The sequence below is a fragment of the Mesorhizobium sp. M1A.F.Ca.IN.022.06.1.1 genome, from assembly GCF_003952605.1.
GTDB lineage: Bacteria > Pseudomonadota > Alphaproteobacteria > Rhizobiales > Rhizobiaceae > Mesorhizobium.
In genome coordinates this window covers 6,175,577-6,192,237 of record NZ_CP034455.1, presented here as the reverse complement: position 1 = coordinate 6,192,237, position 16,661 = coordinate 6,175,577, and the positions used below count along the sequence as shown (strand labels likewise).

12 protein-coding genes and 1 tRNA gene are annotated in these 16,661 nt (G+C 63.6%); 6 read left to right on the top strand and 7 right to left on the bottom strand.

Going from position 1 to position 16,661, the window contains the following annotated elements:
* Positions 1-322: 322 nt before the first annotated feature.
* Positions 323-1,687, top strand: a complete 1,365-nt coding sequence (gene mgtE, locus EJ078_RS29490; protein ID WP_208720975.1) for a magnesium transporter — start codon at positions 323-325, stop codon at positions 1,685-1,687.
* Positions 1,688-1,739: 52 nt separating this feature from the next.
* Here the strand turns inward: mgtE and gor are convergent, their stop codons facing one another.
* From gor to rpiA, 3 genes are all read right to left on the bottom strand, one after another.
* Positions 1,740-3,128 (bottom strand): glutathione-disulfide reductase, encoded by a 1,389-nt coding sequence (gor, locus tag EJ078_RS29485; protein ID WP_127217256.1) that lies wholly within the window; start codon positions 3,126-3,128, stop codon positions 1,740-1,742.
* 115 nt (positions 3,129-3,243) lie between these two features.
* On the bottom strand, positions 3,244-3,879 hold the full coding sequence (locus EJ078_RS29480; protein WP_127403544.1) for a DUF2059 domain-containing protein: 636 nt from the start codon (positions 3,877-3,879) through the stop codon (positions 3,244-3,246).
* Positions 3,866-4,597 (bottom strand): ribose-5-phosphate isomerase RpiA, encoded by a 732-nt coding sequence (rpiA, locus tag EJ078_RS29475; protein ID WP_066989839.1) that lies wholly within the window; start codon positions 4,595-4,597, stop codon positions 3,866-3,868. Before rpiA ends, EJ078_RS29480 begins: the two co-directional genes overlap by 14 nt.
* A 153-nt stretch (positions 4,598-4,750) precedes the next feature.
* Here rpiA and EJ078_RS29470 point away from each other — a divergent pair, with 153 nt between their 5' ends.
* Positions 4,751-5,431 carry a phosphoglycolate phosphatase gene (locus EJ078_RS29470; protein ID WP_066989841.1) on the top strand — a complete coding sequence of 227 codons (681 nt, stop codon included), beginning with the start codon at positions 4,751-4,753 and terminating at the stop codon, positions 5,429-5,431.
* Positions 5,432-5,557: 126 nt separating this feature from the next.
* A tRNA-Val gene (locus EJ078_RS29465) sits at positions 5,558-5,632 on the top strand.
* A gap of 85 nt (positions 5,633-5,717) precedes the next feature.
* Here EJ078_RS29465 and EJ078_RS29460 read toward each other — a convergent pair.
* The gene (locus EJ078_RS29460) at positions 5,718-5,888 is read right to left on the bottom strand and encodes a hypothetical protein (protein WP_164750822.1); all 171 of its coding nucleotides are present in this window, start codon (positions 5,886-5,888) and stop codon (positions 5,718-5,720) included.
* 654 nt (positions 5,889-6,542) lie between these two features.
* Between EJ078_RS29460 and EJ078_RS29455 the strand changes: the two genes are divergently transcribed.
* Positions 6,543-7,229, top strand: a complete 687-nt coding sequence (locus tag EJ078_RS29455) for a Crp/Fnr family transcriptional regulator (protein ID WP_095830188.1) — start codon at positions 6,543-6,545, stop codon at positions 7,227-7,229.
* Positions 7,230-7,245: 16 nt separating this feature from the next.
* Here the strand turns inward: EJ078_RS29455 and EJ078_RS29450 are convergent, their stop codons facing one another.
* The gene (locus tag EJ078_RS29450; RefSeq protein WP_128294501.1) at positions 7,246-11,520 is read right to left on the bottom strand and encodes a cytochrome P450; all 4,275 of its coding nucleotides are present in this window, start codon (positions 11,518-11,520) and stop codon (positions 7,246-7,248) included.
* A gap of 119 nt (positions 11,521-11,639) precedes the next feature.
* Positions 11,640-13,424, bottom strand: coding sequence for an adenylate/guanylate cyclase domain-containing protein (locus EJ078_RS29445; protein ID WP_067320029.1), 1,785 nt, complete (start codon positions 13,422-13,424; stop codon positions 11,640-11,642).
* 409 nt (positions 13,425-13,833) lie between these two features.
* On the opposite strand from EJ078_RS29445, the gene EJ078_RS29440 reads away from it, so the two are divergent.
* Both EJ078_RS29440 and EJ078_RS29435 read left to right on the top strand, forming a co-directional pair.
* Positions 13,834-14,091: a PepSY domain-containing protein gene (locus EJ078_RS29440; RefSeq protein ID WP_066989847.1), complete on the top strand. Its 258-nt coding sequence runs from the start codon at positions 13,834-13,836 to the stop codon at positions 14,089-14,091.
* A 107-nt stretch (positions 14,092-14,198) separates the two neighbouring features.
* Positions 14,199-14,675 (top strand): hypothetical protein, encoded by a 477-nt coding sequence (locus EJ078_RS29435; RefSeq protein ID WP_127216935.1) that lies wholly within the window; start codon positions 14,199-14,201, stop codon positions 14,673-14,675.
* On the opposite strand, the gene EJ078_RS29430 is transcribed toward EJ078_RS29435, so the two are convergent.
* The gene (locus EJ078_RS29430; RefSeq protein ID WP_127216936.1) at positions 14,667-16,541 is read right to left on the bottom strand and encodes a murein L,D-transpeptidase; all 1,875 of its coding nucleotides are present in this window, start codon (positions 16,539-16,541) and stop codon (positions 14,667-14,669) included. The genes EJ078_RS29435 and EJ078_RS29430 overlap by 9 nt on opposite strands.
* Between the last annotated feature and the right edge of the window lie 120 nt (positions 16,542-16,661).

The window sequence follows — 16,661 nt, the reverse complement described above, 5'->3', positions numbered from 1 at the left end:
ATCACAGTCTCGCGATCCGGCAACGCTTCGCTCATTTTCAGCGCTCTTCGCGATTGACTCGGCAAAACGCGCTCCTATGTTGCGCCCGCTCGCAGGTTTCCAACCTGCGGCACGCGTCCTTCGGACGCGGTCGCTGTAGAATCTTAGAATTGCGCATGCGCCTTTCCGAAATCGGAGCCGATTTTTCGGGGAGTCATGCGCTACCCCGCGAGCAGAAAGGTCAAACCCGCCATGCCTGGCGACAGTCACAGTCGAACGCAACCGCCGTCCGCCTTGACGTGACCTGACGGCTCACGTCCTGCCGGACGGCAAGGAGTGAGCCATGAATGAATTCGCATCCGTATTGGACGACGAAGCGGTCGCCGTTGCCCGCGTTCTTGCCAACGACCACGCCGCCGACGTCGTCGAAGCCCTTAACCGCGAGCCTCGCGAGACCGCCATCGAGCTGCTCTGCGCGGTGCCGTTCGAGCGGCTGGTCGAAATCTTCGACCAGCCGGAGCTCGAAAGCGCGCCGGAACTCGCCGCAGCCCTGCCGCGCGCGAAAGCAGGCAAGCTGCTCACCGCCATGTCGGTCGACCGCGCAGCCGACATCCTGCGCGAGCTCGTTGAGCCTGCGCGCTCGGAACTGCTTGGCGCGCTTGCCCCACCGCTGCGCGCGACGCTGCTTTCGATTCTCGGTTATCCCGAGGGCAGCGCCGCCTCGATCATGACGACCGAGTTCGTCAGCGTGCCTTCGGACTGGACCGTCGGCCGCACGCTCGACTACATCCGCAAAGTCGAGCGGACGCGCGAGACCGTCTATGCGATCTACATCACCGACAAGGACACGCAGCTCCTGCTGCGGGCGACGGGCTTGCGCCGGCTGATCACCGGCGAGCCTCAGGACTCGATCCTGTCGGTGGCGCCGGATCGCATGCCGGTCACGGTCACGCCGCTGACCGATCGCGAAACGCTGGCGCAGACGATCTCCAAATACGATCTGCTCGCCCTGCCGGTTGTGGATCACGGCAAGATCCTCGGCATCGCCACCATCGACGACATCATCGACACCATGGTCGAGGAAACGACCGAAGACGTTCATCGTTTCGGCGGCATGGAGGCGCTGGACGAGCCCTATATGAAGATGGGCTTTCTCGCCATGATCCAGAAGCGGGCCGGCTGGCTATGCGCACTGTTCCTCAGCGAGATGCTCACGGCGAACGCCATGCAGAGCTACGAGGGCGAGTTGGAGAAGGCGATCGTGCTCACCCTCTTCATCCCGCTGATCATGAGCTCGGGCGGCAATTCCGGCTCGCAGGCGACCTCGCTCGTCATCCGCGCGCTGGCACTGCGCGAGATCGGCCTTCGCGACTGGTGGCGTGTCGCCTTGCGCGAGTTGCCGACCGGTTTGGTGCTCGGCTCGATCCTCGGCATAGTCGGCATCTGCCGCATCGCGCTCTGGCAGTATTTCGGCTTCTACGACTATGGCCCGCATTGGATGCTGATCGCGGCAACGGTGGGCGCGGCGCTGGTCGGCATCGTGACCTTCGGCTCGCTGTCGGGATCGATGCTGCCTTTCGCGCTGAAGCGCATCGGCTTCGATCCGGCAAGCGCCTCGGCACCGTTCGTCGCCACGCTGGTCGATGTCACCGGGCTGGTGATCTATTTCTCGGTGGCTCTGGTGATCCTGCGCGGCACGCTCCTCTAGCCAAGAAGCTTCGCGCCGTCGGCATGGCCGGCGGCGCCTTCCCGGCTTGGCTTCAAACGCGCTCGCCGTTCTTCACGCGATAGGTCGGCTTGTACATGGTGACCAGCTCCTCCGCCGCTGTCGGGTGGACGGCCATGGTGCGGTCGAAATCGTCCTTGCTCAGCCCCGCCTTCAGCGGAATGCCGAGCAGCTGCGCCATCTCGCCGGCGTCCGGTCCCAGGATATGGGCGCCGAGCACTTTCCGCGACGCGCCGTCGACCACCAGCTTCATCAGCATCTTTTCGTCACGGCCCGACAGCGTGTGCCGCATGGGACGGAAAGACGCGCGATGGATCTCGATGTCGGGGAAGCGCTTGACGGCCTCGTCCTCGGATAGGCCAACGGTGCCGATCTCGGGCTGCGAAAACACGGCCGTCGGAATGGTATCATGGTCTGGCGCTGTCGGATTGCCTTTGAAGGCTGTCTCGATGAAACACATCGCTTCGTGGATGGCCACCGGCGTCAGTTGCACGCGGTGGGTGACGTCGCCGATCGCCCAGATATTGTCGATGCTGGTGCGGGAAAATTCATCGACGATGATCGCGCCGGTCTTGCCGAGCTCCATGCCGATGCCTTCGAGTCCCATATTCTCCGTGTTCGGGATGCGGCCGATCGCCAGCATGACCTGGTCGACGGTCAGCGTCTGGCCACTGGAGAGCAGCACGTCCAGTCTGCCCTCAGCGGTCTTGCGCACCCATTCCGAGATCGAACGGCAGAGGATCCTGATCCCCTTCTTCTCCATTGTCTCGTGCAGCGAGCGGCGAAGGTCCATATCGAAGCGCGAAAGAATTTCTTGGCCACGGTAGACCAGCGTGGTGTCGACGCCCAGTCCATGAAAGATGTTGGCGAATTCGACGGCGATATAGCCGCCGCCCTCGATCATGATCGCCTTCGGCAATTCCTTGAGATCGAAGGCTTCGTTGGAGAAGATGCAATATTCGTGGCCGGAAAGCGCCGGGTGCGGAGCCGGACGGCCGCCCGTGGCGATCAGGATCTGGTCGGCGCTGACGGTGCGGTCTTCGGCAGTGAGATAGACGGAATGCGGATCGACCAGCACGGCGCGCGAGTGGAAGGCCTCGCCGCCCGCACCTTCGACATTCCTCTTGTAGATCGCCTCCAGCCTGGCGATCTCCCTGTCCTTGTTGGCGACCAGCGTCGGCCAGTCGAAGCTTGCCTCGGGCACCATCCAGCCATAGCCGGCGGCATCGGCGAAATGTTCGGGGAATTGCGAGGCATAGACATAAAGTTTCTTCGGCACGCAGCCGCGGATGACGCAAGTACCGCCATAGCGATACTCCTCGGCAATGGCGACGCGCTTGCCGAGCGAGGCAGCCACACGGGCCGCCCTCACCCCGCCGGAGCCGCCGCCGATGACGAAGAGATCATAGTCGTAACCGGCCATCGAAAGGACTCCTGCGCAATGGAAATGTGTCACAGGTAGGCGGACAGCAGGCAAAAGAAAAGCCCGGAAATCCGAGCTCTTCTGGTCAAGTCGGCCGTCGGCCGCTTGAAACGGATCAGTTCTGCGAATTGTCGGCAGGGGGCGAGTTGTCGGCAGGAGCCTGGTCGTCTGCAGGCGCCGAATTATCGGCAGGAGCGGAGCCGTCGGCAGGAGCGGTCGCATCCTTCGCAGGCTTGGCCGGAGCCGCGGCCTTTGCGGCGGCGGCGAGCGTTTCGCCGACCTGCTGGGCGAGGTCGCGGGCGACCCCGTTCTGCCAAATGTCGGCCGCCTTCACCAGGTCGCGCGTGACCGCCGGGCCGCTGTCGAGCAGCTTCTTGCCGGCTTCCGAGCTGTAGAAAGTGGCGATATCGTTGAGGTCCTTTTCGGAAAACACCTTGGCGTAGGCGAGCGCCGCCTCCTTCTCCAGGTCGGCGCGGCGCGCCGCCAAGCCCATCGCCTTTTCGGTGACCGTCTTGCCGATCAGTTCCTGCATGTCGGGATTCTTCTGGATCAGCTGGTTCTCAAGCGCGGCCGCCGCCTGCGGCAGGATATTGTCGAACGGGTCGGTGGCGTGGATAGCCGCAACTGCGGCCCGTGCGGCCTTCAGATGCGATTCGCTGATATCCTGCGAAAACGCCGGCGAGGACAGCGCAAGCACCGCTGAGGCCGCCAGAATGGTCGAAAGGCGGCGAACCCGTTTATGCAACATCATGGTCGATAGAACTCCCTGGTTTTCGGGCGGCATGGACGGTTTGGATGCCGTCGCCGCCGGCGATGACGGCGGTTGACGCCAGCCCGATGAATAGACCGTGCTCGACAACGCCTGGAATGGCGAAGAGAGCATTCGAAAGCGCTCTTGTATCCGGAATGCGGCCAAAAGATGCATCGAGGATAAAGTGGCCGCCGTCTGTAACAAATGGCTGCTCCCCCGTCATCCTCAATGTCACCGGGCCGGCAAGGCCGAGGCTTGCCGCCGCCGCGCCGACCGCGATCTCGGTGGCGCGCAGGCCGAACTTGTTGACCTCGATCGGCAGCGGGAAACGGCCGAGCGTCTCGACCATCTTGGACTGGTCGGCAATCACGATCATGCGCTGCGACGCCGCCGCGACGATCTTCTCGCGCAGCAGCGCCCCGCCGCCGCCCTTGATCAACGTCAGCGCGGGATCGATCTCGTCGGCGCCGTCGATGGTGAGGTCGAGCTCCGGCGTTTCCTCGAGCGTCGACAGCGGCACGCCAAGCTCGCGGCAGAGTGCCGCGGTGCGCTCGGATGTGGGCACGCCGATGACGCTGAGGCCGGTCGCGACCTTTTCGGCGAGCAGCCGGACGAACTCGTCGGCGGTCGTGCCCGTGCCGATGCCGAGCCGCATGCCGCTGCTGACATGGGCGAGCGCCGCACGCGCGGCCTCGACCTTCATCTGCCTTGCGTCCATGCCGCTCCTGTCCCCGATTTCCATGGTTTGGCGCGCCTCCTAGCATTTTTGCCTGTCCCGTCAAAGGCTCTGCCTGTGGACCGATGGAGGCGGCTTGCTTGACCACCGCCCAGCTTGTATCGGCTGCGGAACCTCAATCATTCAGGACTGGCCATGACCCGACCGATCATCGTGTTCGACCTCGACGGGACGCTCATCGACACTGCGCCGGATCTGCTCGACAGCCTCAACCACAGCCTGGCGGCCGCGGAGCTTGCCGCGGTCGACCAAGCCGGCTTCAAGCGCTACGTCGGCCATGGCGGCCGCGTGATGATCGAACGCGCGCATGCGGCGCAAAACAAGGCGCTGATGGCGGAAGAGCACGACCGGCTGCTGAAGCTTTTCCTGGACCACTACACGATCAACATTCCAGGCAAGTCCCGCCCCTATCCCGGCGTGGTCGCGGCTCTCGACCACTTCCAGGCCGCCGGTTATCTGATGGCGGTTTGCACCAACAAGTATGAAGCGAATTCGGCGACGCTGATCGGCGCGCTCGGTCTCGACAAATACTTTGCCGCGATCTGCGGCCAGGACACTTTTGCCTTCCGCAAACCCGACCCGCGCCATCTGACCGAAACCATCAAACTGGCTGGCGGCGATCCGCACAACGCCCTGATGGTCGGCGATTCGCAGACCGACATCGACACCGCCAAGGCGGCCGGTATTCCGGTGGTGGCGGTCGATTTCGGCTATACGGATCGTCATGTGCGCGAGTTCGAACCGACGCTGGTGATCTCGCATTTCGACACGCTGACGCCGGAATTGGCCCAGCGTCTGATCGCGGCGGCGCGCTGAGCGCCTGCCCAGATCGAGCCGGCAGGAACCCGAAATCGGTCCGCAGGATAACGTCGGCACATTGCCTTGACTTCGCGCACCCGCCTCCCTTATATCGCGGCTCGCTTCGGCCTTCGGGCAACGAGCGGGCGATTAGCTCAGCGGGAGAGCACACCCTTCACACGGGTGGGGTCGCAGGTTCAATCCCTGCATCGCCCACCATCCAACTTCCCGAAAGTTGGATGATCCGGCCGCGATGAACCTCTTCAATTTCGTGCAGCGGGGCAGCTCGCGTCCGGGAGGCCGCTTAGATCAGGCCTCGGCGCACATTCAAATGCGTTACTCCCGTCACCAGAATGGCGCCGGTCATGAAGTAGAGCGTGGCTATGATGTTGCCCTGTTGGAAATGCAGCCCGGCAAACAGCAGGGCCATAACCACGGCAAGAAATGCGATTACACGCGAGAAGTTATCGGGCATGGGGCAGCGAACCTATGCAAATAGGATGGATAGCCGCCCTCAATCAGCCGCGTGCTCCATAGATCGGTTTTCGATTTTCCGCAATTGCCTTTTGAAGCACTGCCGCAGTGTGGTGCCTGCTGCGGGCGGTGTCGACAGCCGGGCCGCTGCCCTTGTTGCCGACATTGCATTCGAAGGCGCTGAGTTCGGTCGGGGTCGTCGGCCTGGTCCATGCAGGGTGGCGGCAAGCCGCTGCTGGACAATAGCGACGCTTCTGTGATCGCCTTCACATACGCCGCGGAGGCATCGCGCACAGATATTGCACCGGTGGTACTGGCTTCTGCTTCAATGCATGGGCTCCAACGGCCTCCGGGCCTGAAAGCTCGGCAGGGAGTTTCGATCACCTAGCCATTTTCAGATTTGCTGTTCGCGCGCGTCGGTCGCCTCCCGCCACGCGCGCGAACGGCGTTTCGTAGTTCGGTTCGCGTTCGCCAGCGCGCTCCGGTTTCCCGCTGCAAGGGACAGTTGCCGGACAATTTGATGCCGGCAGCGCACGTCTGGCGCCCGATCTGCAAAGGCCGTCGTGTGTTGCCGCAATCGCACCAAAGGAGACAGGCCTTGATCGAGCATGCACTTGTCATACAATTTCCGCTCAACGAGAGGCGGAACCGCATCATGTCCACAGCCAGCGCAGACGACAGGAGCACCCTGCCGCGTCTGGCGCGGATCGATCCGCGCCAGTTCGATTTGCTGTTCGGCGGCTGCAAGGTCGAACGTTATGCCGCCGGTCAGCACCTGTTCGTCCAGGAGGACGCATCCGACCGCATCTACGGCGTGATGAGCGGCACGGTCGAGATTTCGCTCTATTCACCGGGCGGGCAGAAGCTGGTGGCCAATATCGAGCTGTCGCGCAGCCTGATCGGCGAGATCGGCGCGCTCGACGGACGCCCGCGCACGGCAACCGCCATCTGTCTCACCGCATGCGAGCTGGTTTCCCTCAGTCGCGCGCAACTCTTTGATCGCATTGAAAAAAATCCACCGCTGGCGCGCGCCATGATCGAGCTGTTGTGCACGCGGCTGCGCTGGGTCAGCGGCGAACTCGGCGACCAGGCCTTCTTCGGCATCGAGGCCCGGCTGGCGAAACGGCTGGTGTTCCTCAGCGGCGTCATGGCCGACCCCGCCGGCTGGATCCCGATTTCGCAATCGGAACTCGGCGAATTCCTCGGCGCGACGCGCGAGTCGGTCAACAAGACGCTCAACGACTGGCGCAACCGGCACATGATCGACATTAAACGCGGCGGGCTGCGCATCACCAATGCCGCCGCGCTGAACCACATCGCCGCTTCGCAGGACGACGACTGAACGATTCTGACCCGAATCAGAGCCGCGAAATCAGGTAGCGCAGCGCGGACCGGCTCGGCATGAAGAAGTAGCCGCCGCCTTTCGTGGTGACGAATTGCGGCATGTCCCTGAGCACTGTCACCTTTTCCCAGGACGGAATCGAGAACCGGCCGCCGCCGTCGCGCGCGCCGATCGTCGGATCCTTTTCACCGACAAGGCCTTGGAACGAGCTCGACGAGACCCACGTCTGCTGAATGAACTCGTATTGGCGTTCGATGTCGGCGTTGAGGCACATGAAGAGAAGCCCCTTCTCGACCTTCCCGCTGCGGTCCTTCTTCTCATAGGTGCGGCCGACGCGCAGGATGCGGTGGCGCTTGCCGATCCTGATCTGCGTCTCGCGATCCTCGCCAAGCGAGTCGCGCGGATTGGAACGGCGTATATGGGAGCCGAGCGGACAGCGATGCCCCTGCGGGTCCTCGGCGCCGAGCCCGAAGTCGTTGTCGACGCCACGACCCGGGCGGCCATCGGGGTTGCGCACCAGCGAACTGCCGTCCTGCCAGCGGCCGAGCATCTTGGCCGCGACCCAGCGCGGCGTGATGGCGTTGTCGCCGGTCTCGCGCGCAGCCCGCGCGGCGGCATGCTTGCAGTAGTCATCGAACAACTCGACATGCTGCTCGAACTGGCGCACGACCAGGAACGAGCCGTTGCGGCCGAAATCGCGTGGCGGCGGGGGCTGACCGGGGATCTGCCGGTTGCGCCGCACCTGAGACAGGATGCCGGTCCGATCCTGTGCTGCCCGGACGGAGGGCGAGGCTGGATAGAACCCATGCTCGTCGCGATAGCCGAACAGGAACTCGCCCGGCGCGACCAGGTGCATCGGCGCGGCACCCTTGCTGGCGCGCGACGTACCCCTGACGATCGGCTGCGAGACGCCGTCGGCAAAGCCGAAATGCTCGTAGGCGCGGGCGCGCTCCGGCTTGCCGTCGTTGCCAGCATGTTGCGTTGTCCCACCGTCCTTCTTTGGCTCGCGGTTCACGACAAGCGGCAATTCGGCAACGATCTTCATCCCTGCGCCTGTCGTCTTTCGCTTCGCGGCCGCAACCTCCCCCTTCAGTACCGCCGGCTCCGCGGCGTAGCAGATGACGACTGCGTCGACCGGCGCCGTGGCCGAACCCCACTGCCATTTGTCAGGCGCATCGGGGCCGGTGTCGTCGAGGATGCGGCTGCGCTCTGGATTGCCCATGCCGTGGCGAAAGGCAGCTGGGAATGTGTCCAGCGGATCGTCGTCGACGCCGCCCTTCAGCCCAAGACGGCGCAAACCGTCGGGACCGAAGGCCACCGTCATGGCGCGTCCGGCCGGCACGCCGTCGCCGAAACTGGTCTTGTCGATGACGAAGTCCAGCCACGCTCTGCGTTGCATGGCCGGCAGTTCTTCCGGCACCCGGATCGCCAGCATATGCGCGTGGCCAAGCGCGCCGAACGGGCCGAAGAAAATGGATTGGATCTCGCCGGCTTCCAGTTCTTCCACGGGCGAAGGCGCCGGTTCACGGCCGACGGTTGCAGCCGGCCTTGCCTGCGGCCGCTGCAGCGAGCCGAACAGGCTCACCCAGTTGCGGGCCTCGCTGCCGGTGGCGGAAGCAATGCCGCGCCGGATCTTCGAGTTGATACGGATGCGCGCGGTGTTGAGATGCGGATAGGCAGAGTACCAGAACAGCGTCGGCACCTGCTGACGCCGCGCCCAGCGCTTGAAGCGGTCCCCGTCGCGCGCGCCGTCGAGGAAGAGCCAACGCGTGCGCGGGTAGCCTTCCGTGTTGCTCCATACGCCGGTCAGGCCCTCTGAGGCCTTGGCGATGAAGTCCTCGAGATAGCTTTCCCAGCTGCCGCCATAGTTGGAGAAGAACATCAGCTTGTCGGTGCCCGGCAGCAGCACCCAGCGGGCGAAGTGAATGGCGTTTATGGTGGCGAGGAACCCCGGCTTGAACACCTTCTGCGCCGATATCGAGATCAGGTAGAAGGAAAGCCTTAGCGCCAGCCGCCGCAAGGTGCCGGCCTTCATCGTCGATATCGCGGTGAGATGGTTTTGCGCGCAGTGGTCCTCATTGGCGAGGATCCTGTCCAGCGCGCCGAGATCGATCGGCGTGCTCTGCGGCCGGTCCTTGTCCTCAAGGCGCCGCAGGCTGAGGAAGCACAAGCCGATGAACAGCAGGGCTATCGCGAGCAGCCCCAGCACCGCCAGCAGAAGCGCGGTGCCGGCAATTGCGACGTTGGTGAAGGTGACACCGTGCGGATTGCCGAACACGAGCACATAGGTCATGCGCCAGCAGGCAAGTATGACGATCGCGACGGTGGCGAGCACAGCCGGCGCAAGCAGCGTCGTCGTCAAGGCTCGCCACCAGCGGCCCGGAGGCCGCTCCAGCAGGCTCTCAGCCGGCTCGAAGGCCCAGCCGAACTTTCCTAGCGACTGGGCATGCCGGCGCGCCTCGGTGAGCACAGCAAGGGCGTTGCCAGTACCCGCGCGCGGCTTTTCGACGATCTCGCGCACGCTGTCGGCGAGCTCTGCCTCGGCCAGGATGCGGCGCACCGAATGGCCAGGCGTTCCGGAAAAAACCAGCCCTGCCGTGCTGCCGAAGGACGGCGAGATCTCGATGTGATGCTTCTTCAGGAAGTCCTGCAGCGAAGCGTCGTCGGGCAGACCGCATACGGCCCTGAAGATCGGCCGCAGCCGGTGGCCTATGGCCTGCGTGATGGCACCGATGACATCGTCGGTGCTGCCGTCGCCGGAGATTTCGAGGACGAGCGCGCCCGTCTCGAGGTCCAATTTCTCGTCCCTGCCGGTGGCGGCGACAGCCAGGCTGGCGAAGTGGACCGTGCCGACATTGTCGAGCGCATTGCCCACCTCGTCGATCGCCGGGTTGCCAAGTGCGCCGACCTTGTCGCGCACGGCATCCAGCGGCACCGCACGCCTGATCGGGCAAACCACGGTGACCATCGACTGGTCGACTGTGCGGCAAAGCGGCGAGCGCTCGAAATCGACCTTGAGGCTGGCCGGATAGGCGCCGACATTGACCATCTTGCCGGCTCTGCCGCGCGCGCGGCGGAGCTTGGGCTTGCTGAACAGGGCGCGAACGCATTCGCCGATCTGAATGCGGGCGATCTCGGCCCCGATGCACAGATGAATGCCGTGGCCGAACACCATGTAATCGCGATAAGGCCGCGAGGTGTCGAATTCGTTTGGCCTTTGCACGATTTCCGGATCGAACATGGCGGAAAGGGTCGCCGGCATGACGACCGTTCCGGCCTTCACAAGGCGCTCTCGCCGGGTGCCCTGGCCGATGACCGCGTCACGGGCGGTGTAGCGCCACGGGCCGACCCAGATCGGCTTGAAGCGCATGGCTTCCAGGATCGCCCTATCGAGTTTGCCGGTATCGCCCGCTGCAATGGCTGCGTCGACAGCCTGCCTTGCATCTGACCGCGACAGGATGACGTCCAGGCAATTGCCGCCGGCAAGCACATTGGTCGGAACGAAGCCGGCAATCATGCCGAGCATGATCGAATGGATATCGGGCTGCGATAGGCGCCCTTGATCCATGAGCGCGACTAGGCGCGCCAGTGGCCGTTCGTCCTTCCCTCCCCTTTCCCTGATCGCGGCAATCGAGCGGTCGATGACCTTGATCAGACGATCGCCGCCGACGATCGCGAGCTGACGTGTCGTTGGGCTCGCTGTCGGATCGGAAAAGAACAGCGCGCTGAGCGCGATCGACCAGTCGGCGAATTCGGTTTCATCGTCGATCTCGAGGCCGAAATAGTCGCGACAGATGCGTACCGGAACGATCTTCATCAGCCCGCCGATGGCGTCGAAGCCGGGGCTGGCCCGGGTCATGACGTCGCGCGAATGACGCTCGGCGATCGGCCTGACGGCGGCTTCGACTTCCGCCGGCGGAAAGGCGCTCAGCACGGCCGATTTCATTTGCCGGTAGGCGGCCCCGTCCTGCATGCCGAGGATGAAGTTCGATCCCCTGGCCAGTTCCGCCATTTCCGGTCCGTACGGCGTCTCGAACTCGTCGCCGCGCTCCAAAATGTCGCGCACATCGACGCCTTTGGTGACAAGCAGGAAATTGCCGAAGGCCAGGTTCGGCCAGAAGCGGCGCAGCAGCGCCAGCAGCCAGCGCGGGTCGTTGAAAAGGAAGCCGGCGATACGGGACGCAAGCCCCTTGGCGCGGAGCCGGTCGATATCGAAGGGCGGCATTTCGGCGACAGGGCGCTGGCTCTTCTGCGCAGCGCGGACAGCAGCGAAATACTTCAACTTGATCATGCGCGCTCGAGCCCCCCGGCTGTCCACGTCACTGCGATGCCGGCTATTGTCTGGCCTAGGTTTGGTTCGGTCCGGCGTATGTGATTTTTTTCACAATCATCGGTGTTCGGTTCCAGCAATCATGCGATGGACTTGGCCTGGCCGAAATTCGCGATCAGGAAGTTGTTCTTCGCAGGATCGACGAACGGTATCCAGCGAATCCGCTGCTCAGAAAAATCGGGATGCCTGGTTGCCAGAATGGCGCGTTCGCGTTCGGCCTCCTCAAGACGGCCGCTCCGCATCAAGGCGCCGATTTTGAGGAACCTGGCGTAGAAATAGCCCGGCGAAAGGTTGAGCGAGCGATCGGCAACCGCAATTGCGGCCGGCCAGTCCTCGACCAAACAGTATGCGGCAGCCAGCTCGCCCAGATTGTGAAAGCGGTAGAGGTCGAACGGGCTCAGCCGCTCGGTATCCAGGAAGAACGGGATCGCGCCGGCGGCATCGCCAAGCAGCAGCCGCGCGCTGCCCATTGCCGAGCGGGCGAAGGCAAAGCTCGGATTGATGTGGATCGCCTCGGCCAGATGCTCCGCCGCCGATGCCGGCTGGCCGCGCATGATGTCGGCCGCCCCGAGATAGGCGTGCGGCCGCGCGTCGAGGCTGTCCATCAAGAGCGACTTGCGCGCAAATTCTTCGACCTTGGCCAGGTCGTCGCTGTCGCCGAAGCGCAGCCATGCCCGCCAGAAATACCACCATGCCAGCTCGTTCAGCACGGCGCTGGAATTCGGATCTTCTTGGTAAGCCTTCTCGAAGAATTCGAGCGCGATCTCGGTGTCTTTGCGCGTGCGCCTGTTCATGTGCCAGCGGCCTCGCCGCACCAGCTGCCAGGTCTCGAGGCTTTCCCACGGCACCTGGAAGGTGCGCACCTGTTCGGCTCGGTCGACCTCCTTGTCGAGGATCGAAACGATCTCGCTGCCGATCTGGTCGCGCAGCCTGAAGATGTCGATGAGGTCGCGGTCGAAGCGCTGCGACCAGACCAGGCGCCCGTTCGACGTGTCGGTCAGCGAGGCGTTGAGGCGTATCTGCCCGCTGTGGCGCGCCAGCGTGCCGCCGACGATGTAGCGCGCGCCAAGCGCATTGCCGATGAGCCTGGTTCCGAGCTGGTCGTCGCGAAACTGGAAGCTGGAGCCCTTCGCGATCACCGAGAGCCAGCGGGTGTTGGACAGGCCGTAGATGATGTCTTCCGCAATGCCGTCGGCCATGTAGCCGACGTCAGGCTCGCCTCCGTTGCTGCCGTGAAACGGCAGCACCGCGATTGCCGGCGGGCCCTTCGATGCGAGTCTGTCATGGACGGGAGCGGTAGGGATGGCGGCCAGGGGCGCAGCAATCGCCGCGCCGTTGCCGCCGCGTCCGGCGATCAGCACACGTACAGGCAGGGCGATGTTCTTGAGCATGAACTCGCCAAGGTCGGTGAAAACCGCGGCCGTCTTGTCCTTCACGTGGTGCCAGGTCGTCTCTGAGATGGCTAGACCGTCATGCGGAGCGAATTCCTGCAGGCGCGCGGCAATGTTGACGTCGTCGCCATAGAGGCGGCCCTCGCGGACGATGACGTCTCCGGTGTTGATCCCGGCCCGGAACGGCATGCGCATCTCATCCGCGGCCGAGGCATTGAGCGCCATGATCCGGTCCTGGAAATCGAACGCCGCGCGCAAGGCTTCGATTGGATTGCCGAATTCGGCCATGATGCTGTCGCCGGCAACGCCAAACGTGCGGCCGCCAAAGGCGCCGCAACTGTCGGTGATGATATCGCGCCTTTCCTCGAAGGCCGCGACGGCGCGCTCGTCGTCGATGCCCATCAGCCGCGAAAAACCAACGGCGTCGATAGAAATGATTGTCGCAAGCTGACGGGTATAGTTCCGTTCAGCCATGGTTGAGCCCCCGGTCCCTGTTTTCGGTCCAGAACAGGCGACTTCCGCTCCCAAAAAACTTCGCCGTTTGCCGATGGAAGATCCCCGGCAGGCTCGGCGCGCCGTTGCCACCCTGTTGGTCCGGGACTCTAACAGGGTCTGGCCAAAAGCTCTACCACGAACAGCTAATGGAAGGCGGTTTCGGCGCAAGCCATGGTTAGTCGTTCGTTACCTGAAGTCCGATGTTGCAGAAGCCTCCTTACTTGTTGGATTCACGCCGTTTTACTTATTTAAGCTTTCGCGAATAGAGGTAGCGCCGGCCGTGACGGACCAACTGTGGAGCAAGGCGTTGCGGCCCGTTGGCGGAACCAACGGGCCAGGATTCGAGTTGTCAGCGCGTTCATGCCACCACGAGAGATTGAGGGCAGTCATGCGCGGTGTTCTTTTGGCAAGCGGTATCGCGTTTTTCCTTGTCGGCGGGTCGGCTTTCGCGGCCGAAGCGCAAGCGCTGCCGCCGCAAAATGCCAAGAAGCTCTCGGAAATCCTGACCAAGGTCGAGAAGCGGAGCGACTTCCAATATATCAAGGAGGTCGGCTGGAGCAGCGACGGCTATACCGTTACCTATTACACGACCGACAAGGCCAAGGTCGAAATCACCTACGATCCGGTCACCGGCGAACCGAAGTAACGCCTGATACGGCCGCCCGCAGCTGGGCCGGCGCCTCCCTATCCGAGACTTGCGTCGATGCACGTTTGATGGCTGACTGCGCGCCATGATTGCGGGCACGGGGGTGCATGGCAATGGTTGGCTACGTTCTGAAGCGCATCCTGATGGTGCTCGCCGGCTATCTGATCGCGGTGCTCGTCGGATTGGTCGCGTTGGTCGCGATCTATGCAGCGCTGAGCTCGCTGCCCAACGCCCCAAGCTATTTCGAGCTGATGCAGTTCACGCCCGTCGCCGTGCTGGTCGTGCCGCCGCTTGGCATGTTCGTCTATTTCCTGACGATCGTGGCGACCGGCATGCAGACTCTCATCTTTGCGCTTATCGCCGAGGTCTTCTCGTTGCGGAGCTTCTGGCTGCATATGCTGTTCGGCGGCGTGGTTGCGGCCGCCGGTTTCATGCTGCTTTCGCCGGACGCGCCGCACGATCCGGAACGCTGGGCCGACCTTGGCATCATCCTCGCGGCCGGGCTGGTGGCCGGTTTCGTTTATTGGCTCATTGCCGGACGTGACGCCGGTTTCAGGCGCCCGCTCATCGAGCGCTTAGGTTGACGGTGCGCGCACCGCTTCGGTCGCATCCAGCGCCTGCATCAGCTTCGAATCGCGATCGTAGACGTCGTCGAAATATTCGACCTTGCCGGACATGTCCGGCCAAGCGGTGAAATAGGCGACATAGACCGGGATGACGCGCGTGACATTCTCGGTCGAATGACCATGCTTCAGCTTCTCGGCGATGTCGTCGACCGACGTGCCGAGCACAGCGGCCGCCATGCCGCGCGGATCCTGCAGGCGTATGCAGCCATGGCTCAGCGCGCGCATGTCGCGCCCGAAGAACGACTTCTGCGGCGTGTCGTGCATGTAGATGGCGTGCTTGTTGGGGAAGAGGATCTTCAACTCGCCAAGCGCATTGGCCTCGCTCGGCTGCTGGCGCACGCTGAACGGGATTTTGGCACCGTAGGCGCCCCAGTCCACCGCCGCAGAGGGAACTCGCCTGCCGCTGGAATCCGTCACCTCATAGCCGGCGCGGTCCAGATAGCCCGGATCGCTGCGCAGCCTCGGCAGCATCTCGTTGACGATGATCGACTGCGGCACGCCCCAATAGGGGTGGAAGTCGACCTGCTTGATCTGGTTGTAGAAAAATGCGGTCTGGTTGGTGACCTTGCCGATGACCACGCGGGTCTTCAGCTTCTCCTCGCCGTTGTCGATGTAGCTTGCGGTGAAGGCCGGCTGGTTGATGAAGACGCGCGGGCTGCCAAGATCGGAGGGGAGCCAGCGCAGCTCTTCAAGCGCCGCCATGACCTTCTCGACCTTGTCGGCCTTGGACGTTCCGGCGAGCGAGGCGACGGTGCGCGGGCCGATGACGCCGTCGCCCTTCATGCCGGCCCGCTTCTGCACCGCCTTGATCACTGGCACCAGTTCAGGATCGTAAACCTCGCTCTTGCCGAGCCGGGCGAGGGTCTCGCCAAAGTCACCGCCCATCTCGTCATCGAGGTTGCGCGCGATCAAAGTCAAAAGCTTGGGCAGTTCCGGGCTGCTTTCACCGGGCTTCAGGAGCAGCTTCGGATCGACGACGATCTCGTTCTCCTCGCTTGCCTGGAGCGACTCCAACTCGACGCGCAGCGCCTGATATTCAGGGTTCTGCGGGTGCCGCGATTCGAGATAGGTGCGCACCTCTCGCGTGTGCGCCAGCGTCTTCAGCACGCCTTCGAGATCGAGCGGCTTGCCCGGAAAATCGTAATAGCCGGTCATGCGGTTCGGATCGACTCGGCCGCTCTGGGCGTCATGGGCGTAGCGCAGCACGCGCGCCGATAGCGCCATCTCGAAGCGAACCAGTTCCTTGGTCCGCGCTTCGGGCAAGGCGGCATTCGTGGCCGCCGCAGGAACATCGACGGAATAATCGGCAGGCGTCAGGCCATAGCTCGCCGCTCCGCCAAGCACCCGCACGGCATCCTGCGCCCTGCTGTTGGGTGCATCCCCTGTCACCCAGATGAAATCCGGATTGGCCGAATAGTAGGCGATGAGCGCCTTGGCGATATCGGGCTCGGCAAAGAGTTCATAATCGCTCAGGCCCGCCAGCGCGTCGCGGAACGCGCTTCCGGTTACGGAGGGCACAAAGGCAGCATCTTGCGCGGTCGCGGGCGGCGGAGCGGGCAGCAGCGACTTGAAGTCGACGCGCACAAGCTTGTCGGCCCTGTAGGTATTGTAGGTCGGGCTGCTGATCCTGATGCTACCGCCTGTGCCAGGCTGCACCTTGCGCGGCTTCGGCGGCGGCGGAAATTCTCCTTGGGAATTGTGCCGGATGCCGCCGCCGAACAGCATGTCGAACAGCCCCTGCGCGCTCGCCGGCTGCTGGCCGAAGGCAAGCGCCGTCGCGATCGCGATCGGCATGACGGCCATTTTGTTCCCGAGGATTTTCATGCTTCACCCGCACCGGTTGAAACCGGTTTCCCGTTCCGCGCCGCTAGACGGTCCCGCCCTCCGCATGGCGGATGTAATGCGCGACTGTACCGATTCATACTGATTCCGTTAAGCTTCCAT

Bases quoted from the DNA above. Each gene is read 5' to 3' on its own strand.
- mgtE (WP_208720975.1), top strand. From the start codon at position 323: ATGAATGAATTCGCATCCGTATTGGACGACGAAGCGGTCGCCGTTGCC.
- gor (WP_127217256.1), bottom strand. From the start codon at position 3,128: ATGGCCGGTTACGACTATGATCTCTTCGTCATCGGCGGCGGCTCCGGC.
- EJ078_RS29480 (WP_127403544.1), bottom strand. From the start codon at position 3,879: ATGATGTTGCATAAACGGGTTCGCCGCCTTTCGACCATTCTGGCGGCC.
- rpiA (WP_066989839.1), bottom strand. From the start codon at position 4,597: ATGGACGCAAGGCAGATGAAGGTCGAGGCCGCGCGTGCGGCGCTCGCC.
- EJ078_RS29470 (WP_066989841.1), top strand. From the start codon at position 4,751: ATGACCCGACCGATCATCGTGTTCGACCTCGACGGGACGCTCATCGAC.
- EJ078_RS29460 (WP_164750822.1), bottom strand. From the start codon at position 5,888: ATGCCCGATAACTTCTCGCGTGTAATCGCATTTCTTGCCGTGGTTATG.
- EJ078_RS29455 (WP_095830188.1), top strand. From the start codon at position 6,543: ATGTCCACAGCCAGCGCAGACGACAGGAGCACCCTGCCGCGTCTGGCG.
- EJ078_RS29450 (WP_128294501.1), bottom strand. From the start codon at position 11,520: ATGATCAAGTTGAAGTATTTCGCTGCTGTCCGCGCTGCGCAGAAGAGC.
- EJ078_RS29445 (WP_067320029.1), bottom strand. From the start codon at position 13,424: ATGGCTGAACGGAACTATACCCGTCAGCTTGCGACAATCATTTCTATC.
- EJ078_RS29440 (WP_066989847.1), top strand. From the start codon at position 13,834: ATGCGCGGTGTTCTTTTGGCAAGCGGTATCGCGTTTTTCCTTGTCGGC.
- EJ078_RS29435 (WP_127216935.1), top strand. From the start codon at position 14,199: ATGGCAATGGTTGGCTACGTTCTGAAGCGCATCCTGATGGTGCTCGCC.
- EJ078_RS29430 (WP_127216936.1), bottom strand. From the start codon at position 16,541: ATGAAAATCCTCGGGAACAAAATGGCCGTCATGCCGATCGCGATCGCG.